Origin of the sequence: Streptomyces sp. NPDC096105, from assembly GCF_044763335.1 — a bacterium.
Classification (GTDB): domain Bacteria; phylum Actinomycetota; class Actinomycetes; order Streptomycetales; family Streptomycetaceae; genus Streptomyces.
The window spans coordinates 121,882-141,153 of the sequence record NZ_JBIWGC010000003.1; the positions used below are offsets into that span (position 1 = coordinate 121,882).

The 19,272-nt window shown below is 72.0% G+C and carries 15 protein-coding genes and 1 pseudogene; 10 read left to right on the forward strand and 6 right to left on the reverse strand.

Annotated features, from left to right (window positions below; genetic code table 11):
* The first annotated feature begins 107 nt into the window (after window positions 1-107).
* A complete protein-coding gene (locus tag ACIQ8B_RS06040) occupies window positions 108-887 on the forward strand; it encodes a hypothetical protein (RefSeq protein WP_290005984.1) in 780 nt (259 codons plus the stop codon).
* Window positions 888-994: 107 nt separating this feature from the next.
* Here ACIQ8B_RS06040 and ACIQ8B_RS06045 read toward each other — a convergent pair whose 3' ends face one another.
* Entirely contained in the window at window positions 995-1,489 is a 495-nt protein-coding gene (locus ACIQ8B_RS06045) for a MarR family winged helix-turn-helix transcriptional regulator (protein WP_290005982.1), read from the reverse strand.
* Between the two features lie 228 nt (window positions 1,490-1,717).
* On the opposite strand from ACIQ8B_RS06045, the pseudogene ACIQ8B_RS06050 reads away from it, so the two are divergent.
* Window positions 1,718-2,542, forward strand: a pseudogene (locus tag ACIQ8B_RS06050) (lysozyme); the annotation flags it as partial.
* A 157-nt stretch (window positions 2,543-2,699) separates the two neighbouring features.
* On the opposite strand, the gene lon reads toward ACIQ8B_RS06050, so the two are convergent.
* Window positions 2,700-5,114 (reverse strand): endopeptidase La, encoded by a 2,415-nt coding sequence (lon, locus tag ACIQ8B_RS06055; RefSeq protein ID WP_290005979.1) that lies wholly within the window; start codon window positions 5,112-5,114, stop codon window positions 2,700-2,702.
* 149 nt (window positions 5,115-5,263) lie between these two features.
* Here lon and ACIQ8B_RS06060 point away from each other — a divergent pair, with 149 nt between their 5' ends.
* From ACIQ8B_RS06060 to ACIQ8B_RS06090, 7 genes are all read left to right on the forward strand, one after another.
* Window positions 5,264-5,953: a spermidine synthase gene (locus tag ACIQ8B_RS06060; RefSeq protein WP_403545622.1), complete on the forward strand. Its 690-nt coding sequence runs from the start codon at window positions 5,264-5,266 to the stop codon at window positions 5,951-5,953.
* A gap of 125 nt (window positions 5,954-6,078) precedes the next feature.
* Window positions 6,079-6,819, forward strand: a complete 741-nt coding sequence (locus ACIQ8B_RS06065; RefSeq protein ID WP_019522934.1) for a response regulator transcription factor — start codon at window positions 6,079-6,081, stop codon at window positions 6,817-6,819.
* Entirely contained in the window at window positions 6,816-7,925 is a 1,110-nt protein-coding gene (locus ACIQ8B_RS06070) for a sensor histidine kinase (RefSeq protein WP_403545625.1), read from the forward strand. Before ACIQ8B_RS06065 ends, ACIQ8B_RS06070 begins: the two co-directional genes overlap by 4 nt.
* 291 nt (window positions 7,926-8,216) lie before the next feature.
* Complete coding sequence (locus ACIQ8B_RS06075; protein ID WP_403545627.1) at window positions 8,217-12,032, forward strand: multifunctional oxoglutarate decarboxylase/oxoglutarate dehydrogenase thiamine pyrophosphate-binding subunit/dihydrolipoyllysine-residue succinyltransferase subunit; 3,816 nt, start codon at window positions 8,217-8,219, stop codon at window positions 12,030-12,032.
* A gap of 88 nt (window positions 12,033-12,120) precedes the next feature.
* Window positions 12,121-12,303, forward strand: coding sequence for a DUF6104 family protein (locus tag ACIQ8B_RS06080; protein ID WP_014176503.1), 183 nt, complete (start codon window positions 12,121-12,123; stop codon window positions 12,301-12,303).
* A 244-nt stretch (window positions 12,304-12,547) separates the two neighbouring features.
* Window positions 12,548-13,420: a DUF4097 family beta strand repeat-containing protein gene (locus ACIQ8B_RS06085; RefSeq protein ID WP_403545629.1), complete on the forward strand. Its 873-nt coding sequence runs from the start codon at window positions 12,548-12,550 to the stop codon at window positions 13,418-13,420.
* 1 nt (window position 13,421) lies between these two features.
* Window positions 13,422-14,471: a helix-turn-helix transcriptional regulator gene (locus ACIQ8B_RS06090; protein ID WP_403545631.1), complete on the forward strand. Its 1,050-nt coding sequence runs from the start codon at window positions 13,422-13,424 to the stop codon at window positions 14,469-14,471.
* A gap of 7 nt (window positions 14,472-14,478) precedes the next feature.
* Here the strand turns inward: ACIQ8B_RS06090 and ACIQ8B_RS06095 are convergent, their stop codons facing one another.
* The 4 genes from ACIQ8B_RS06095 to ACIQ8B_RS06110 form a co-directional block, all read right to left on the reverse strand.
* The gene (locus ACIQ8B_RS06095; protein WP_403545633.1) at window positions 14,479-15,039 is read right to left on the reverse strand and encodes a Clp protease N-terminal domain-containing protein; all 561 of its coding nucleotides are present in this window, start codon (window positions 15,037-15,039) and stop codon (window positions 14,479-14,481) included.
* Window positions 15,039-15,248 (reverse strand): HTH domain-containing protein, encoded by a 210-nt coding sequence (locus ACIQ8B_RS06100; protein ID WP_028959309.1) that lies wholly within the window; start codon window positions 15,246-15,248, stop codon window positions 15,039-15,041. The genes ACIQ8B_RS06095 and ACIQ8B_RS06100 overlap by 1 nt, the downstream gene beginning before the upstream one ends.
* A gap of 112 nt (window positions 15,249-15,360) precedes the next feature.
* Window positions 15,361-16,326, reverse strand: a complete 966-nt coding sequence (locus ACIQ8B_RS06105) for a zinc-binding dehydrogenase (RefSeq protein WP_106412487.1) — start codon at window positions 16,324-16,326, stop codon at window positions 15,361-15,363.
* 148 nt (window positions 16,327-16,474) lie between these two features.
* Complete coding sequence (locus ACIQ8B_RS06110) at window positions 16,475-17,710, reverse strand: NADP-dependent malic enzyme (protein ID WP_290005958.1); 1,236 nt, start codon at window positions 17,708-17,710, stop codon at window positions 16,475-16,477.
* 580 nt (window positions 17,711-18,290) lie between these two features.
* On the opposite strand from ACIQ8B_RS06110, the gene ACIQ8B_RS06115 reads away from it, so the two are divergent.
* The gene (locus tag ACIQ8B_RS06115) at window positions 18,291-19,259 is read left to right on the forward strand and encodes an ABC transporter substrate-binding protein (RefSeq protein WP_403545636.1); all 969 of its coding nucleotides are present in this window, start codon (window positions 18,291-18,293) and stop codon (window positions 19,257-19,259) included.
* The last annotated feature ends 13 nt before the right edge of the window (window positions 19,260-19,272 follow it).

The following is a 19,272-nucleotide window of genomic DNA, read 5'->3' on the forward strand; positions in this document are numbered from 1 at the left end:
CTGCATTCCCCCCCAAATCAGGCGCTTGACCTGCGCGCCTGCGGAAGAACGGGCGGCCGTCGCCGGGCTCCGGCGATCGTCGCGGGGAGCTCGTGCAGACTGGCCGGATGCGCACGGAACTCGTCTCGGAACCCGGTGACCCGGGGCGCCCCAACGAGGACTTCGCGAGCGTCGCGCTCCCGGCGTCGGGGCAGGGCGGCGCGCTCGTGGTCCTCGACGGCGTCACGCCGCCGCCGGACGGGGGCGGTTGTCTGCATTCGGTCCCCTGGTTCACCGCCCGGCTGGGCGGCGCGCTGACCGAACTGACCGTTTCCCTCCCGGATGTTCCGCCGGCCGGGCTGCTGTCCCGGGGCATCGCGCGCACGGCCGGGAGCCATGCCGCGACCTGTGACCTTTCTCACCCCCGGACGCCGCAGGCGACAGTGGTGCTGGCGCGCTGGTCGCCCGACGCGGTGGACTGTCTGGTGCTGTCCGACTCGGTCCTGCTGGTGGAGTCGCCGGACGGCGCGGTCACGGCGGTCCGGGACGACCGGCTGGACCGGCTGCCCCGTTCGGCCCTGGTCAGCCACACCGTCGTGGACACCACCCTGCGGAACAAGGAGGGCGGCTTCTTCACCGCCGCTGCCGACCCGTCGGTGTCCTCACGCGCCGTCACCGTCTCCCTGCCCCGCGACCGGGTGCGCGCCCTGACGGCGCTGACGGACGGCGCGACCCGCTGGGTGGACCGCTTCGGCGAGGGCGACTGGGCGGACTGCGTGGCCCTGATCCGCCAGGAGGGCGCCCGAAGTCTGGTGAAGCGCGTCCGCGCCCTGGAACGGGACCGTCCCCCGGGCGGCAAGACCCACGACGACGCGACGGTCGTCCACGTCGAGCTGCCGCCGGGCTGACGACGTCACCCGCACGGCCGGCCGGTGGCGCCGCCCCTTGACGCCCCGTGGCCGCCGTCACCCGGGCGGCCGACCCGCCGGTGCGAAGCACCCGCACCGTGGGAGCCCTACCGCTCCATCCCCCGGTTGAGCCGGTGCAGCAGCCGGGCCAGCTCGGCGACCTCCGCCGGGTCCCAGTCGGCGAAGCGGCCGGCGTAGCGGGCGCGGCGGGCCTCGCGGACGCGGCTCACGCGGTGGCGGCCCTCCTCCGTGAGGGTGACCAGCCAGGCGCGGCCGTCGACGGGGTCGGGCTCGCGGCCCACCAGCCCGAGGTCCTCCAGGGCGCGCAGCTGACGGGACATCGTCGCCTTGCCGACGCCGATGTAGGCGGCGAGTTCGGTGGCCCGCTGCCGCCCGCACTCCTCCAGACGGACCAGCAGCCCGTACGCGGACGGCTCGAGGTCGGGGTGGACCTCGCGCGCCATCTCCCCCTGGTTGGCCCGGGCGCGTCGCAGCAGGACCGTCAACTCGCGTTCCAGCGCCAGGAGCGCGGGCTGTTCCGCACCGGACCCGGGTTCCGGCGAGGCGGCGTGCTCCCCGCCGCCGTTTCCGTCTTCGTGCACGTTGGCCCCTGCCTCGGTTTCCCGTTCCGAAAGTTTCCGCCGAGTGGCGGCGTCGCCGCAGCTCCACCAGTATTTCGCAGGCGTAGACCAACGGCAGCGCGCGGTGATCGCGCCCGCCGCCGCGGCCGGCGCCCCGCGGTTTCCCCGTCGGGCCCTCACGCGGCATGCCCACCGCATGCGAGGCGGGTCACCTTCCGGGTGCGTCCCGTGACCGTCCGGAGATGCGTCATGCCTGTGCACGGATCCCGCCTCGTCCGCATACGCGCGCTCGGCGCCGCCGGCGCCGTCCTGCTCGCGCTGCTCGCCCTCCCGCGGACCGCCGCCGTCGCCGACGGCGCCGCCCCGGCCGTCCCGCCGCGCGGCTCCGCCCACATGGGCATGGGCGTCCTCGCCCACGACGGCCGGGCCGGCCTGCCCACCGCCCGCTCCGCCCGGACGGAGGGCGTGGACGTCTCCAGCCACCAGGGCGACGTCGCCTGGGCCGCCCTGTGGGACAGCGGGGTGCGCTGGGCCTACGCCAAGGCCACGGAGGGCACGTACTACACCAACCCGTACCACCCGCAGCAGTACAACGGCTCCTACGACGTCGGCACGGTCCGCGGCGCCTGCCACTTCGCGACGCCCGACACCGCGAGCGGCGCCGCGCAGGCCGACCACTTCGTGGACCGCGGCGGCGCCTGGTCCGCCGACGGACGCACCCTGCCCGGCGTCCTGGACATCGAGTGGAACCCGTACGGCGACGCCTGCTAGGGCAAGTCGGTGAGCGCCATGGTGAGCTGGATCCGCGACTTCCTCGACCGCTACCGCGCCCGCACCGGCCGCGACGCCGTCCTCCACACCGCCACCAGCTGGTGGAAGCAGTGCACCGGCGACCACGCCGGCTTCGCCGCCGGCACCCCGCTGTGGATCGCCCGGTACGCCTCCACCGTCGGCGAACTGCCCGCCGGCTGGAGCACGTACACGATGTGGCAGTACGCCTCGACCGGCCCGGCGGTCGGCGACCACGACCGCTTCAACGGCACCCTCGACCGGGTGCGGGCCTTCGCCGCCGGCGACCGACCCGACGGCCCCGGCAGGCGCGGCGCCTCGGACCCGGGACAGGCCCCGACGCCCGGCGCAGGAGCGGCCCGGGCCGGGGGAAGGACCCGGGCCGGGGGAAGGGCCCGGGCCTCCCTCACGGGACCCGGGCCCTCCTCGTCCGGCAGCCCGGTCACGCGGCCACCGGAACCTCCGGCGCCGCCTCGTCGGTGGCCGGGGACAGCGCCAGTTCCAGGACCTGGCGGACGTCGGTGACTGCGTGCACGTCCAGCTTCTCCAGCACCTCCGCCGGGACGTCGTCCAGGTCGGGCTCGTTGCGCTTGGGGATGATCACGGTGGTGACGCCGGCCCGGTGCGCGGCGAGCAGCTTCTGCTTCACCCCGCCGATCGGCAGCACCCGCCCGGTCAGCGACACCTCGCCGGTCATCGCCACGTCCGTGCGGACCAGCCGTCCGGAGAGCAGCGAGGCCAGGGCCGTGGTCATCGTGATGCCCGCGCTCGGGCCGTCCTTGGGCACGGCGCCCGCCGGGAAGTGGATGTGCACGCCCCGGTCCTTCAGGTCGCCCACCGGCAGTTCCAGCTCGGCGCCGTGGCTGCGCAGGAAGCTCAGCGCGATCTGCGCGGACTCCTTCATCACGTCGCCCAGCTGACCGGTCAGGGTGAGCCCCGCCGCGCCCGTCTCCGGGTCGGCCAGGGACGCCTCGACGTAGAGGACGTCACCGCCGGCGCCGGTCACGGCGAGCCCGGTGGCGACACCGGGCACGGCGGTGCGCCGCTCGGCCGGTTCCTGGGCGGACTCCGGCACGTGGTGCGGCCGTCCGATCAGGTCCCGCAGGTCGCCCTCGGTCACGGTGAACGGCAGCTCCCGCTCGCCCAGTTCGTGCTGGGCCGCCACCTTGCGCAGCAGCCGCGCGAGGGACCGCTCCAGGTTGCGCACGCCCGCCTCGCGCGTGTACTCGCCGGCCAGCTTGCGCAGCGCGCCCTCGTCGAGGGTGACCTCGTCGGTGTCCAGGCCGGCGCGCTCCAGCTGGCGCGGGAGCAGGTGGTCGCGGGCGATGACGATCTTCTCGTCCTCGGTGTAGCCGTCGAGGCGGACCAGCTCCATGCGGTCGAGCAGGGGCTCCGGGATGGCCTCCAGGACGTTGGCGGTGGCGAGGAAGACCACGTCGGACAGGTCGAGCTCGACCTCCAGGTAGTGGTCCCGGAAGGTGTGGTTCTGCGCCGGGTCGAGGACCTCCAGCAGGGCCGCGGCCGGGTCGCCGCGGAAGTCGGAGCCGACCTTGTCGATCTCGTCGAGCAGGACGACCGGGTTCATCGACCCGGCCTCCTTGACGGCGCGCACGATCCGGCCGGGCAGGGCGCCGACGTAGGTGCGGCGGTGGCCGCGGATCTCCGCCTCGTCGCGGACGCCGCCGAGGGCGACCCGGACGAACTTGCGGCCCATCGCGTGCGCGACGGACTCGCCGAGGCTGGTCTTGCCGACGCCGGGCGGGCCCACCAGGGCCAGCACGGCGCCGCCGCGCCGCCCGCCGACGACGCCCAGGCCCCGGTCGTTGCGCCGCTTGCGCACCGCCAGGTACTCGGTGATGCGCTCCTTCACGTCCTGCAGGCCCGCGTGCTCGGCGTCCAGCACCTGTCGGGCGCCGCGGATGTCGTAGGAGTCCTCGGTGCGCTCGTTCCACGGCATCTCCAGCACCGTGTCGAGCCAGGTGCGGATCCAGGAGCCCTCCGGCGACTGGTCGGAGGCGCGCTCCAGCTTGTCGACCTCCTTGAGCGCGGCCTCGCGGACCTTCTCGGGGAGCTCGGCGGCCTCGACGCGGGCCCGGTAGTCGTCGGACTCCTCGCCCTCCTTCTCGCCGTTCAGCTCGCGCAGCTCCTTGCGGACCGCCTCGAGCTGGCGGCGGAGCAGGAACTCGCGCTGCTGCTTGTCGACGCCCTCCTGGACGTCCTTGGCGATGGTCTCGGCGACGTCCTGCTCGGCGAGGTGGTCGCGCAGCTGCTGGGTGGCGAGCTTCAGCCGGGCCACCGGGTCGGTGGTCTCCAGCAGGGCGACCTTCTGGTCGGTGGTGAGGAACGGCGAGTAGCCGGAGTTGTCGGCGAGGGCGGAGACGTCGTCGATGGCCTGGACCCGGTCCACGACCTGCCAGGCGCCGCGCTTGCGCAGCCAGGCGGTGGCGAGCGCCTTGTACTCCTTGACCAGTTCGGTCACGTGGCCGGGCAGCGGGTCGGGCACGCTCTCGTCGATGCGGGCGCCCTCCACCCACAGCGCCGCGCCCGGCCCGGTGGTGCCGGCGCCGATGCGCACCCGCCCCCGGCCGCGGATCAGGGCGCCCGGGTCGCCGTCGGCCAGCCGGCCGACCTGCTCGACCGTGCCCAGCACGCCGGTCCCGGCGTAGGTCCCGTCGACGCGCGGCACCAGCAGCACCCGGGGCTTGCCCGGTTCGTCGCGGGCGGCGGCCTGGGCGGCCTCCACGGCCGCGCGCACCTCGGAGTCGCTCAGGTCCAGCGGAACCACCATCCCCGGCAGCACGACCTCGTCGTCGAGCGGCAGCACGGGCAGGGCGAGCGGTGTGGACTCAGCAGCCATGATCTCCCCTTCGGCAGTCAAGTTGAGCTATGTCGACTCAATGCAGGGGAGCCGCCGAATGTTCCCGGAGTCGCGTTCGCTCTGAGCGATCACCGGGCCGGGCCCCACGGCCCCGGATCGCCGGGACGGGGGCCTGCCAGGATGAACGCATGTCCACCCCGTACGACATTCCCGAAGCTCCCGAAGTCCTGGACCGCCGCGAGGGCCCGTACGGCGAGGTCGCGCTGCGCAGGCACGGCGGTCTGCTGCAGATCATCGCCAACGGCTGCTTCCTGATGGACACCTCCGACGGGCGCTCCGAGCGGCTGCTCGTGGACGCCGCCCTGGCCGCCCTGGACCCGGAGGCGGCGGACCCGGGGGTGCTGATCGGCGGGCTGGGCGTCGGCTTCTCCCTGGCGCACGCGGCCGGGCAGCCGCGCTGGGGACGGATCACGGTGGTGGAGCGGGAGCCCGCGATCATCGAGTGGCACCGCACGGGCCCGCTGGCCGGGCTCTCCGGCGAGGCGCTCGCCGACCCCCGGACGGAGATCGTCGAGCAGGACCTGGTGGCCTACGTCAAGGAGACGTCCGACACGTTCGACGCGTTGTGCCTCGACATCGACAACGGGCCCGGCTGGACCGTCGACGAGGGCAACGAGGGGCTGTACACGCCGGACGGACTCGCGGCCTGCGCAAGGGTGTTGAAGCCGCGCGGGGTCCTCGCGCTATGGTCCGCCACGCCCTCTCCGGAATTCGAGGGAACCTTGCGGAATGCCGGGTTCCGGCAGGTGCGTACCGAAGAGATCCCCGTTGCCCGGGGCGTTCCGGACGTCGTGCACATCGGCGTCCGCCCTGGATAGCAAACCCGTGGTGCGTCCCCGTACGCTGCTGCCCTGGCGCGGATCATCCAAGCGTCGGTCGCAGTGATGCGCAGACGACGGATCACCCCACGGATTCCGGAAAAAGCACACCTCAGGGGCGGGCGATGGAGCAGACACACACCTCCCACAACGGCACGGCGACGACCACCCCCGGCGCGCAGCGCAGGGTCCTGGTGGTCGAGGACGACGCGACGATCGTGGACGCCATCGCGACCCGCCTGCGCGCCGAGGGATTCCTCGTGCAAACGGCGGGCGACGGCCCGTCCGCGGTGGACACGGCCGAGGCCTGGCAGCCCGACCTGCTGATCCTCGACATCATGCTGCCGGGCTTCGACGGCCTGGAGGTCTGCCGGCGCGTGCAGGCCCAGCGGCCGGTGCCGGTGCTGATGCTCACCGCGCGCGACGACGAGACCGACATGCTGGTGGGCCTCGGCGTCGGCGCCGACGACTACATGACGAAGCCGTTCTCGATGCGCGAGCTCGCCGCCCGCGTGCACGTGCTGCTGCGCCGCATGGAGCGCGCCGCCCTCGCGGCCACCACCCCGCGCAGCGGCATCCTGCGCCTGGGCGAGCTGGAGATCGACCACGCCCAGCGCCGGGTGCGGGTGCGCAGCGAGGACGTCCACCTGACGCCCACCGAGTTCGACCTGCTGGTGTGCCTGGCCAACACCCCGCGCGCGGTGCTCTCCCGCGAGCAGCTGCTGGCCGAGGTCTGGGACTGGGCGGACGCCTCCGGCACCCGGACCGTGGACAGCCACATCAAGGCGCTGCGCCGGAAGATCGGCGCCGAGCGCATCCGCACCGTGCACGGCGTGGGCTACGCCCTGGAGACGCCGACGCCATGAGCGGGGGTCCGGGGGGACGCGGGCAGGGGAAGAAGGATCCCTGGGGCGGTGTGCGCCCGTTCTCGATCAAGACCAAGCTGGGCGCGCTGGTCGTCGTCTCGGTCCTGATCACCACCGGACTGTCGGTGATCGCCGTGCACACCAAGACGGAGCTGCGCTTCATCACGGTCTTCTCGATGATCGCCACGCTGCTGATCACCCAGTTCGTGGCGCACTCCCTCACCGCTCCGCTGGACGACATGAACGCCGTCGCGCGGTCCATCTCGCACGGCGACTACACCCGCCGGGTGCGTGAGAGCCGCCGGGACGAGCTGGGCGACCTGGCGCAGACGATCAACGTCATGGCCGACGAGCTGGAGGCGCAGGACCGCCAGCGCAAGGAGCTGGTGGCCAACGTCTCGCACGAGCTGCGCACGCCCATCGCGGGACTGCGCGCGGTGCTGGAGAACATCGTCGACGGCGTCACCGAGGCCGACCCCGAGACGATGCGCACGGCCCTGAAGCAGACCGAGCGGCTCGGCCGTCTGGTGGAGACGCTGCTGGACCTGTCCCGCCTGGACAACGGCGTGGTGCCGCTGAAGAAGCGCCGCTTCGAGGTGTGGCCGTACCTGTCGGGCGTGCTGAAGGAGGCCAACATGGTCGCCTCCGCCCGCGCGGGCATGGCCTCCGGCTCCGGCAGCCACACCCGTACGGACGTGCATCTGCACCTGGACGTCTCGCCGCCCGAGCTGGTCGCGCACGCCGACCCCGAGCGGATCCACCAGGTGGTCGCCAACCTGATCGACAACGCGGTCAAGCACAGCCCGCCGCACGGCAGGGTGACCGTCCGGGCCCGGCGGGGCCCCGAGCCGGAGTCGCTGGAGCTGGAGGTGCTGGACGAGGGTCCGGGCATCCCGCGCACGGAGTGGCACCGGGTCTTCGAGCGGTTCAACCGCGGCAACGTCAACCGGCCGCACGGCCCCGGCAGCGACGGCGGCACCGGGCTGGGCCTGGCGATCGCCCGCTGGGCCGTGGATCTGCACGGCGGCCGGATCGGAGTGGCGGAATCCGAGCGGGGTTGCCGGATTCTGATCACTCTTCCAGGGCCCTCCTCCGTGCCAAGTTGACGTAAAGTTCGAAGCGGAGCCTCAAGATCCATCCGCGTTCGTCCTGGCGGACACGTGTGATCAGGCACAGGCCCGCGCGCGGGGCGCGACGGGCCCTGGTCGAGCGATGCCTGATACCGTCGAAAGAAGCGGAACCTCGCTTGTTTCCCGCCAATTCCAGCGCCGAAACACCCGCCGAGATGTGATGTGCACGACGTTGCACGGGCCCGGCCTGACCTTATCGCGCGGGGAGGCGTAGCCTTTATTTCCGCTGTCCATCATCTTGCGAAGCGGAAGAGGGCGGTTGACGCCGTGTCGCCACAGTCCCCCAGTAACTCGAGCATCTCGACCGACACCGACCAAGCGGGCAAGAACCCCGCTGCGGCCTTCGGTGCCAACGAATGGCTCGTCGACGAGATCTACCAGCAGTACCTCCAGGACCCGAACTCGGTGGACCGAGCCTGGTGGGACTTCTTCGCCGACTACAAGCCGGGCGCTCCCGCGTCCTCGGCTCCGGCGGGTGACGCGGCCGCGGGGGCCGCGGTGACCCCCACCGCTCCGTCCCGGCCGGCCGCGCCCGCCAAGGCCGAGACGCCCGCCCCGGCCGCGAAGCCCGCTGCCGCCGCTCCGACGGCCAAGGCTCCGGCCCCGGCTCAGGCGCCCGCCAAGGCCCAGGCGCCCGCCCAGCCGAAGAAGCAGGCCGCTCCCGCCGCCAAGCCGGCCCCGGCCGGGAAGGCCGAGCCGGCGGGCGAGGCGAAGAGCGGCCCCGAGCAGGTCACCCTGCGCGGTCCGTCCGCCGCCGTGGCGAAGAACATGGACGCCTCGCTGGAGCTGCCCACGGCCACGTCCGTGCGCGCGGTCCCGGTGAAGCTGCTGTTCGACAACCGCATCGTCATCAACAACCACCTCAAGCGCGCCCGGGGCGGGAAGATCTCCTTCACGCACCTCATCGGCTACGCGATGGTGCAGGCCATCAAGGCCATGCCGGCGATGAACTGGTCGTACGCCAAGGTGGACGGCAAGCCCACCCTGGTCAAGCCGGAGCACGTCAACCTCGGTCTCGCCATCGACCTGGTCAAGCCCAACGGCGACCGCCAGCTCGTCGTCGCGGCGATCAAGAAGGCCGAGACGCTGAACTTCTTCGAGTTCTGGCAGGCCTACGAGGACATCGTCCGCCGCGCCCGCGACAACAAGCTGACGATGGACGACTTCACCGGCGTCACGGTCTCCCTGACCAACCCCGGCGGCCTGGGCACCGTGCACTCCGTGCCGCGCCTCATGCCCGGCCAGTCGGTGATCATGGGCGTCGGCTCCATGGACTACCCGGCGGAGTTCCAGGGCACCTCCCAGGACACCCTGAACAAGCTCGGCATCTCGAAGGTCATGACGCTCACGTCGACCTACGACCACCGGGTGATCCAGGGCGCCGCCTCCGGCGAGTTCCTGCGCCAGGTCGCGAACCTCCTGCTCGGCGAGAACAACTTCTACGACGAGATCTTCGAGGCCCTGCGCATCCCCTACGAGCCGGTCCGCTGGCTCAAGGACATCGACGCCAGCCACGACGACGACGTCACCAAGGCCGCCCGGGTCTTCGACCTGATCCACTCCTACCGGGTCCGCGGCCACGTCATGGCCGACACCGACCCGCTCGAGTACAAGGTCCGCAAGCACCCCGACCTGGACATCGTCGAGCATGGCCTCACCCTGTGGGACCTGGAGCGCGAGTTCGCCGTCGGCGGCTTCGCCGGCAAGTCGATGATGAAGCTGCGCGACATCCTCGGCGTGCTGCGCGACTCGTACTGCCGCACCACCGGCATCGAGTTCATGCACATCCAGGACCCCAAGCAGCGCAAGTGGATCCAGGACCGCGTGGAGCGCGGCCACACCAAGCCGGAGCGCGAGGAGCAGCTGCGCATCCTGCGCCGGCTGAACGCGGCGGAGGCCTTCGAGACCTTCCTGCAGACCAAGTACGTCGGCCAGAAGCGCTTCTCGCTGGAGGGCGGCGAGTCCGTCATCCCGCTGCTCGACGCGGTGCTGGACTCGGCCGCCGAGTCCCGCCTGGACGAGGTCGTCATCGGCATGGCCCACCGCGGCCGGCTGAACGTCCTCGCCAACATCGTCGGCAAGTCGTACGCGCAGATCTTCCGGGAGTTCGAGGGCAACCTCGACCCGAAGTCGATGCACGGCTCCGGCGACGTGAAGTACCACCTGGGCGCCGAGGGCACCTTCACCGGCCTGGACGGCGAGCAGATCAAGGTCTCGCTGGTCGCCAACCCCTCGCACCTGGAGGCCGTCGACCCGGTCCTCGAGGGCGTCGCCCGCGCCAAGCAGGACATCGTCAACAAGGGCGGCACGGACTTCACCGTCCTGCCGGTGGCCATCCACGGCGACGCGGCCTTCGCGGGCCAGGGCGTGGTGGCCGAGACCCTGAACATGTCGCAGCTGCGCGGCTACCGCACCGGCGGCACGGTCCACATCGTCATCAACAACCAGGTCGGCTTCACCGCGGCCCCCGAGTCCTCGCGCTCCTCCATGTACGCGACGGACGTGGCCCGCATGATCGAGGCCCCGATCTTCCACGTGAACGGCGACGACCCGGAGGCGGTCGTGCGCGTCGCGCGCCTGGCCTTCGAGTTCCGCCAGGCGTTCAACAAGGACGTGGTGATCGACCTCATCTGCTACCGCCGCCGCGGTCACAACGAGTCGGACAACCCGGCCTTCACCCAGCCGCTGATGTACGACCTGATCGACAAGAAGCGCTCGGTGCGCAAGCTGTACACCGAGTCCCTCATCGGTCGCGGCGACATCACCCTGGAAGAGGCCGAGCAGGCGCTGCAGGACTACCAGGGCCAGCTGGAGAAGGTCTTCACGGAGGTCCGCGAGGCCACCTCGCAGCCGACCGCGGTCGCCCCGTCCGACCCGCAGGCCGAGTTCCCGGTCGCCGTGAACACCGCGGTGAGCACGGAGATCGTGAAGCGGATCGCCGAGTCGCAGGTGAACATCCCCGACCACATCACCGTCCACCCGCGTCTGCTGCCGCAGCTGCAGCGCCGGGCGGCGATGGTCGAGGACGGCACCATCGACTGGGGCATGGGCGAGACCCTCGCCTTCGGCTCGCTGCTCCTCGAGGGCGTCCCGGTCCGGCTCGCCGGCCAGGACTCCCAGCGCGGCACCTTCGGCCAGCGCCACGCGGTCATCATCGACCGTGAGACGGGCGAGGAGTACACGCCGCTGCAGTACCTCTCCGAGGACCAGGCGCGGCTGAACGTCTACAACTCCCTGCTGTCCGAGTACGCGGCCATGGGCTTCGAGTACGGCTACTCGCTGGCCCGCCCGGACGCGCTCGTGCTGTGGGAGGCGCAGTTCGGCGACTTCGTCAACGGCGCGCAGACGGTCGTGGACGAGTTCATCTCGTCGGCCGAGCAGAAGTGGAACCAGACCTCCGGTGTGGTCCTGCTCCTCCCGCACGGCTACGAGGGCCAGGGCCCGGACCACTCCTCGGCCCGCCCGGAGCGCTTCCTGCAGCTCTGCGCCCAGAACAACATGACGGTCGCCATGCCGACCTCGCCGTCGAACTACTTCCACCTCCTGCGGTGGCAGGTGCACAACCCGCACCACAAGCCGCTGGTGGTCTTCACCCCGAAGTCGATGCTGCGCCTGAAGGCCGCCGCGTCGAAGGCGGAGGAGTTCACCACGGGCCAGTTCCGCCCGGTCATCGGCGACGACACGGTCGACCCGGCCGGTGTGAAGAAGGTCGTCTTCTGCGCCGGCAAGGTCTACTACGACCTGGTCGCCGAGCGGAAGAAGCGCGGCGCGGACGACACGGCGATCATCCGCATCGAGCGCCTGTACCCGCTGCCGGGCGCCGAGCTCCAGGCGGAGATCAAGAAGTACCCGAACGCCGAGAAGTACCTGTGGGCGCAGGAGGAGCCGGCGAACCAGGGCGCCTGGCCGTTCATCGCGCTCAACCTGATCGACCACCTGGACCTGGCCGTCGGCGCCGACCTGCCGCACGCCGAGCGTCTGCGCCGCATCTCGCGGCCGCACAGCTCGTCCCCGGCGGTCGGCTCCGCCAAGCGCCACCAGGCCGAGCAGGAGCAGCTCGTGCGCGAGGTCTTCGAGGCCTGACCGGCACGAAGACGCGGTGACCGAGCGGGCCGCACCCCCTCCCTGGGGGTGCGGCCCGCCCCGTTCCGCGGCACATATCCTTGACCTCATGTACTTCACGGACCGTGGCATCGAGGAACTGGAGAAGCGGCGCGGCGAGGAGGAGATCACCTTCGAGTGGCTCGCGGAGCAGCTCCGCACCTTCGTCGACCTCAACCCCGACTTCGAGGTCCCGGTGGAACGCCTGGCGACCTGGCTGGCCCGCCTGGACGACGAGGACGAGGACGAGTGAGCCGCGGGCGTCCGTGCCGCCGAGGGGGCACGGACGGACGCGACGGCGCCCCGTAGACGCCGGGCCGCGCATCCGCCCCCTTCCGCACCTCCCCACATCGCGCACCCAAGGCACCGTTCACCAGAACGAGTGCCTTGACTTTTATGCGCCGCGATATATCGTCAAACGAGTAATACGCGATATGGCGTGACGCCCCGCGCCTCGCGCCGCCCCGGGCGCCCGCCCGCGATCAGGAGGTCGTCCCATGCCCGAGTGGTCCGTCGCGGACAAGACCCGCCTCACCTTCGACGCCCCCCTGACCCGCCTCAACGTCCGCCTCGTCAACGGCACGGTGAACGTCGTGGGGACCGACGGGGACGAGGCCCGCCTCCAGGTCTCCGACGTGGAGGGCCCACCCCTGGTGGTGACGCACGAAGGCGGCGTCCTGACCGTCGCCTACGACGACCTCCCCTGGAAGGGCTTCCTCACCTGGCTGGACGGCAAGGGCTGGCGCCGCAGCGCGGTGGTCTCCCTCGCCGTCCCCGCGCGGACCCGCGTGGAGGTCGGCGTCGTCGGGGCCGGCGCCGTCGTCTCGGGCATCCGGGGCCCCGCCGCGGTGAAGGGCGTCGCGGGCGACACCACCCTGGTCCACCTCTCGGGGCCCGTCCGCGCGGACACCGTCTCCGGCAGCGTGGAGGCCCAGTCCGTGACCGGCGACCTCCGCTTCGCCTCCGTCTCCGGCGACCTCACTGTCGTCGAGGGTTCCGGCCCCTCCGTCCGGGCGGACACCGTCAGCGGCTCGGTGATCGTGGACCTGAACCCCGAGGGCCCCACCGACGTCCGGCTGACCAGCGTCTCGGGCGAGATCGCGGTCCGGCTGCCCGACCCGGCGGACGCCGAGGTGGAGGCCAGCACGGCCGGCGGCGCCATCTCCAACGCCTTCGACGACCTGCGGGTCCAGGGGATGTGGGGCGCCCACAAGCTCACCGGCCGCCTGGGCGCGGGCAGCGGCACCCTGCGGGCCACCACCGTCTCCGGCTCCATCGCCCTGCTGCGCCGCCCGCCCCGGGAGGACGAGCCGGACCGGTGCGGCGGCCCGGGAGACAATGCCGGCACGACCGACAAGAAGGTGCTCTGACATGCCCCCCGTCTTCGCCCACGGACGCCTCCGCCTCTACCTGCTGAAGCTGCTCGACGAGGCTCCCCGGCACGGCTACGAGGTGATCCGTCTCCTCGAGGAGCGCTTCCAGGGGCTGTACGCGCCGTCCGCGGGCACGGTCTACCCCCGTCTGGCCAAGCTGGAGGCGGAAGGGCTGGTCACCCACACCACCGAGGGCGGCCGCAAGGTCTACTCGATCACCGACGCCGGCCGCGCCGAGCTGGCCGACCGCAGCGGCGAGCTGGCCGACCTGGAGCTGGAGATCCGCGAGTCGGTCGCCGAGCTCGCCGCCGAGATCCGGGCCGACGTCAGCGGCGCGGCGGGCGACCTGCGCCGCGAGATGCGCGCCGCGGCCGGCCGGGCCCGCCGGTCGCGGGGCGGCGGCGCGTCCGGCGGCAAGGACACCCCCTTCGGCGACTTCGACCTCGGCGACTTCTCGGTGTTCGGCGACAAGGACGCCTGGCGCGCCGCCAAGGAGGAGATGCGCCGCGCCAAGCAGGAGTGGAAGGAGCAGGCCCGGCGCGCCAAGGACGAGAGCCGGCGCTCCCGCGAGGAGGCCCAGCGCGCCCGCCGTCAGGCCAAGGAGGCCCAGGACCGGGCGCAGGAGCAGGTGCAGCGCATCGTCCGGCAGGTCCAGGAGCAGGTGCAGGGCCACTTCGCCCGCGGCGACTGGCCGTCCGGACTGCGCGAGGGCCTGGGCGAACTGGTTAAGGAGATGGGCGAGTTCGGCAAGGACTTCCCCTTCGGCCGCACAGGTTCCGCGGACGCGGCGGGCTCCCGTCCGTCGTACTCCACGACCCCCGAGGACTTCCCGGCCGGCTACGCCCCCTCCTGGGGCCACGCGAGCGCGGCGGAGTCCACCGGCGACCCGGTGCGCGACCTGGAGCGGCTGCTGGACCGCTTCCGGGACGACGTCCGGGACGCCGCGCGGGACCACGGGGTCACCGAGGAGCAGCTCCGCGACGCCCGCGGGCACCTGTCGGAGGCGGCGGCCCGTATCGGGGCGCTGCTGCGGGCGCCGAAGCCCTGAGCACCCGTCAGCCCGCCTCGGCCTCGCCGTCGCCGTAGAGCACGCGGGTGACCGACGCGTGGGTCACGCCGTGGTCGGCGAGGACCTCGGCGGGCACACCGGGGCGGGCGGTGAGGGCGAGGAGCAGGTGCTCGTCGCCGATGTGGCGGTGGCCGCGGGCGGTGGCGGTGCGCAGGGCTCCGGTCAGGGTGTCCTTGGCCGCCCGGTCGAAGGGCCGGTGCCCCCGCCACCGGGCGCGGGGCCGCTTCTCCGACAGGGCCCCGGGGCCGTGCGTCTCCTCCACCCGGGCGACGATCTCCGGCACGTCGATGCCCAGTCCGGCGAGGGCGTCGGTCTCGGCCTGGGTGAGTCCGCCCCGCCGTCGCGCCCGCTCCAGGGCCTCCCGTACCGGCTCGCGGCGCTCGTCGAGCCCCAGGGCGGTCAGGGCGAAGGAGGCGCGGCTGCCCTCCCGGTCGAGCAGGGCGAGGAGCAGGTGCTCCGCGCCGACGCGGGCCGCTCCCGCCCGTTCGGCCTGGGCGACGGCCTCCTTGACCACGTCCCGGGCGTCCTTGGTGAACCGCTCGAACATCAATGCCTCCCGTACTTCTTGTGCACGGCCTGCCTGCTGACCCCGAGTTCGGTGGCGATCTCCTGCCACGACCAGCCGTGGTTGCGCGCGTTGCGCACCTGCACGGCCTCCAGTTGCTCGAGCAGCTTGCGCAGCGCGGCGACGGCCCGCAGGCCGACCCGCGGGTCGCGGTCGCCCGCCCGCTCGGCGAGATCGGTTGCCTCAGTCATGATGTCAACGTACGTTGACATGCCGATCACGTCAACCCCAGTTGACAGAACCGCGGCCGGCCCGGAGAACCGGACCGGCCGCAGGGGTGCCGCAGGAGTGAGGAGAGCCGCCTCAGGGGTTGGTGAGCACGATCTTCCCGAACAGCTCTCCGGACGCCATCCGTTCGAAGCCCTCACGGGCCCGGTCCAGAGGCAGCACCTCGTCGATGACGGGCCGCACCCCGGTCGCGGCGCAGAAGGACAGCAGGTCCTCCAGCTCGTCCTTGGTGCCCATCGTCGACCCCACGATCTTCAGCTCCAGGAAGAAGACGCGGGTCAGCTCGGCGTGCGAGGGCCGGTCACCGCTGGTGGCGCCGGAGATCACCAGCGTGCCGCCGGGACGCAGCGACTTCACCGAGTGGGACCAGGTGGCCGCCCCCACGGTCTCGATCACCGCGTCGACCCGCTGCGGCAGCCGCGCGCCGGGCTCCACGGCCTCCACCGCGCCCAGCTCCAGCGCCCGCTTGCGCTTGGCCTCGTCCCGGCTGGTGGCGAAGACCCGCAGCCCCGCCGCCTTGCCGAGCACGATCGCGGCGGTCGCGACACCGCCGCCGGCGCCCTGCACCAGCACCGCGTCACCGGGCCGCACACCGGCGTTGGTGAACAGCATCCGGTAGGCGGTCAGCCAGGCCGTGGGCAGGCAGGCCGCCTCCTCGAAGGAGAGCCCCTCGGGCTTGGGCAGGATGTTCCAGGCGGGCACGGAGACCTGTTCGGCGAAGGTGCCCTGGTAGCGCTCGGTCAGGATGGAGCGGGGCTCCTTCGGGCCCACCCCGTGACCGGTCTGGCCGATCACCGAGTGCAGGACGACCTCGTTGCCGTCCTCGTCGACACCGGCTGCGTCGCAGCCGAGGATCATCGGCAGCTTGTCCTCCGCGAGGCCGACGCCGCGCAGGGACCAGAGGTCGTGGTGGTTGAGGGAGGCGGCCTTGACCGTGACGGTGCTCCAGCCCGGCCGGGACTCGGGAGCGGGTCGCTCTCCCGACTCCAGTCCCGTGAGCGGCTGGTCGCGGTCGATTCGGGCGGCGTAGACAGCGAACATGACCTTGACGATAGGTTCCGCGCCCCGCCGAAGGAACCGTGCCCGGCTGTGACACACGCCCTCTTGCGCCGGACCGCCCGCTCGCGGTGCGGCCCCGGACGTGCGTGAGCCCCGTCCACGGTCCGGACGGGGCCCCTCACACGTGCGCTCAGCGCCGGGCGACGCCCTCGGCCCGGGCGGCCGCGGCCACCGCCGCCGTCACCGCGGGGGCGACCCGCTCGTCGAACGGGGACGGGATGACGTAGTCGGCGGCGAGGTCGTCACCGACGACGGAGGCCAGCGCCTCGGCCGCGGCGAGCTTCATGCCCTCGGTGATCCGGGAGGCCCGCACCTGGAGCGCGCCCGCGAAGATGCCGGGGAACGCCAGGACGTTGTTGATCTGGTTCGGGAAGTCCGACCGGCCGGTGGCCACGACGGCCGCGTACTTGTGCGCGACCTCGGGGTGCACCTCCGGGTTCGGGTTGGCCATGGCGAAGACGAACGCGCCCTCCGCCATCGACGCCACCGCGGGCTCGGGGACCGTGCCGCCGGAGACGCCGATGAAGACGTCGGCGCCCGCCAGCGCGGACTCCAGCGTGCCGGAGAGCCCGGCCTTGTTGGTGAACGACGCCAGCTCGGCCTTGATCGGCGTGAGGTCCTCGCGGTCCCGCGAGACGACACCCTTGCGGTCGGCCACCGCGACGTCCCCGATGCCGGCCTCGACCAGCATCTTGGCGATGGCGACACCCGCCGCGCCCGCACCGGAGATCACCGCCCGCAGCTCGCCCAGCGGACGCCCGCTGAGCCGCGCCGCGTTCCGCAGCGCCGCGAGCGTCACCACGGCCGTGCCGTGCTGGTCGTCGTGGAAGACCGGGATGTCCAGGCGCTCCTGGAGCCGCCGCTCGATCTCGAAGCACCGCGGCGCCGAGATGTCCTCGAGGTTCACCCCGCCGAAGGACGGGGCGAGCCGGACCACGGTCTCGACGATCTCGTCGACGTCGGTGCAGTTCAGCGCGAGGGGGACCGCGTCCACACCGCCGAACTGCTTGAAGAGGATGGCCTTGCCCTCCATGACCGGGAGGGAGGCCTCGGGCCCGATGTCGCCGAGCCCGAGCACGGCCGTGCCGTCCGTCACGACGGCGACGACCGAGGACTTCCACGTGTAGTCGTGGACCAGCTCCGGCTGCTCGGCGATCGCGCTGCACACCTTCGCGACGCCGGGCGTGTACGCCAGGGACAGGTCGTCCTTGTCGCGGACCGGCACGGTGGCCTGCACGGCCATCTTGCCGCCGCGGTGCAGCGCGAACGCCGGGTCGAAGGACTCCAGGGGCTCCGCCCCGCCGTCCTGCTCGGAAGCGTCCCGGTTCTCGCTGTCGCTGCGAGGATTGACAATCTCCGCTGCCACTTGGTTTTACCCCTTAAGTGTTCATTGTTTGAGGGTTGCCACTCCTGGTGAGGAGCGGGCGGGACCGCGCCGGGCCCGGAGGGGTTGATACGTACGGGCCGAACGCGACGGGCGCGCCGCACACGCGCCCTGAGCCCCGGATGAGGGGTGTGAAGAACCTTCTTACCGGACGGACGCCGTCGGCGACGAGTCCATAACGCGAAGGTCACATGCCGACGCCATGAATCTTCGTCCGATATCAGGACAAGACCCGGACGAAGCCTCAGCAAACCCTCAAGCGGAGCGCGGGCTCGGCGGGTCGTCCGCCCGACAGGCGTATTAGCGGAGATCTTGCGGCCGGAATTGAGGATTCCCGAAGAGTCTTCGGTCGTGATGTACCGGAGTGGTCGGGTTGGAGAACTCTCCGTTATCCGATTTTGACATCACAGGCCCCCTGAACGGCCCAATCCGAATGGCAAGATGCGGTAATCACACGAGGTCGCGGCACTCGAAGACGTGTGCCTCCGTCGACCCCGCGGCGACGCCGACCGGCCGTCGCCGGCCCATCGGCAACTCCACCCATCCGCCGGAGGAACCCACCATGACCGCAAGCACCACCCGTCGTACCACCGCAGCGCGCTCACGGATTGCAGCGGTCGGCGCGATCGCGGTCGCAGGCGCACTGCTTCTCACCGGCTGCGGTGACCAGACCAAGGACAAGGACTCGGGCAGCGAGGACGCCGCGTCGACGAGCACCGCCCCGCTGGCCGACAAGCTGCCCCAGGCGATTCGCGACAAGGGCGTCATCAAGGTCGGCTCGGACATCGCGTACGCCCCGGTCGAGTTCAAGGACGACTCCGGCAAGGTCGTCGGCATCGACCCCGACCTCGCCGCGGCCATGGGCAAGCAGCTCGGGGTCGAGTTCGAGTTCCAGAACGCGACGTTCGACACCCTGATCGGCGGCCTCGCCTCCAAGCGCTACGACATCGCCATGTCGGCCATGACCGACACCAAGGACCGTCAGCAGGGCATCGACTCCACCACGGGCAAGAAGGTCGGCGCGGGCGTCGACTTCGTCGACTACTTCACCGCCGGCGTCTCGCTCTACACCAACAAGGGTGACGACCAGGGCATCAAGACGTGGGACGACCTGTGCGGCAAGACGATGGCCGTGCAGCGCAACACCTTCTCGCACGACCTCGCCAAGGACCAGGCGGAGAAGTGTGAGAAGGACGGCAAGGAGACGCTGAAGATCGAGGAGTTCGACACCAACCCCGAAGCCGAGACGCGGATGCGTTCCAAGGGCGCGGACGTCGTCTCCGCCGACTTCCCGATCGCCGCCTACTCCGTCAAGAACTCCGGCGGCGGCAAGTACTTCGAGATCGTCGGCGAGCAGGTCGAGGCGGGCCCCTACGGCATCGCCGTCGCCAAGGGCAACGAGGAACTGCGCGACGCGCTCCAGGCCGCGGTCCAGGCCCTCATCGACAACGGCGAGTACCAGAAGATCATCGAGAAGTGGGGCGTCGAGGACGGCGCGATCACCGAGGCCAAGATCAACGGCGGCTCCTGAACCGCACCGTTCG

Bases quoted from the DNA above. Each gene is read 5' to 3' on its own strand.
- ACIQ8B_RS06085 (WP_403545629.1), top strand. From the start codon at position 12,548: ATGCCCGAGTGGTCCGTCGCGGACAAGACCCGCCTCACCTTCGACGCC.
- ACIQ8B_RS06100 (WP_028959309.1), bottom strand. From the start codon at position 15,248: ATGACTGAGGCAACCGATCTCGCCGAGCGGGCGGGCGACCGCGACCCG.
- lon (WP_290005979.1), bottom strand. From the start codon at position 5,114: ATGGCTGCTGAGTCCACACCGCTCGCCCTGCCCGTGCTGCCGCTCGAC.
- ACIQ8B_RS06090 (WP_403545631.1), top strand. From the start codon at position 13,422: ATGCCCCCCGTCTTCGCCCACGGACGCCTCCGCCTCTACCTGCTGAAG.
- ACIQ8B_RS06060 (WP_403545622.1), top strand. From the start codon at position 5,264: ATGTCCACCCCGTACGACATTCCCGAAGCTCCCGAAGTCCTGGACCGC.
- ACIQ8B_RS06080 (WP_014176503.1), top strand. From the start codon at position 12,121: ATGTACTTCACGGACCGTGGCATCGAGGAACTGGAGAAGCGGCGCGGC.
- ACIQ8B_RS06040 (WP_290005984.1), top strand. From the start codon at position 108: ATGCGCACGGAACTCGTCTCGGAACCCGGTGACCCGGGGCGCCCCAAC.
- ACIQ8B_RS06095 (WP_403545633.1), bottom strand. From the start codon at position 15,039: ATGTTCGAGCGGTTCACCAAGGACGCCCGGGACGTGGTCAAGGAGGCC.
- ACIQ8B_RS06065 (WP_019522934.1), top strand. From the start codon at position 6,079: ATGGAGCAGACACACACCTCCCACAACGGCACGGCGACGACCACCCCC.
- ACIQ8B_RS06105 (WP_106412487.1), bottom strand. From the start codon at position 16,326: ATGTTCGCTGTCTACGCCGCCCGAATCGACCGCGACCAGCCGCTCACG.
- ACIQ8B_RS06070 (WP_403545625.1), top strand. From the start codon at position 6,816: ATGAGCGGGGGTCCGGGGGGACGCGGGCAGGGGAAGAAGGATCCCTGG.
- ACIQ8B_RS06115 (WP_403545636.1), top strand. From the start codon at position 18,291: ATGACCGCAAGCACCACCCGTCGTACCACCGCAGCGCGCTCACGGATT.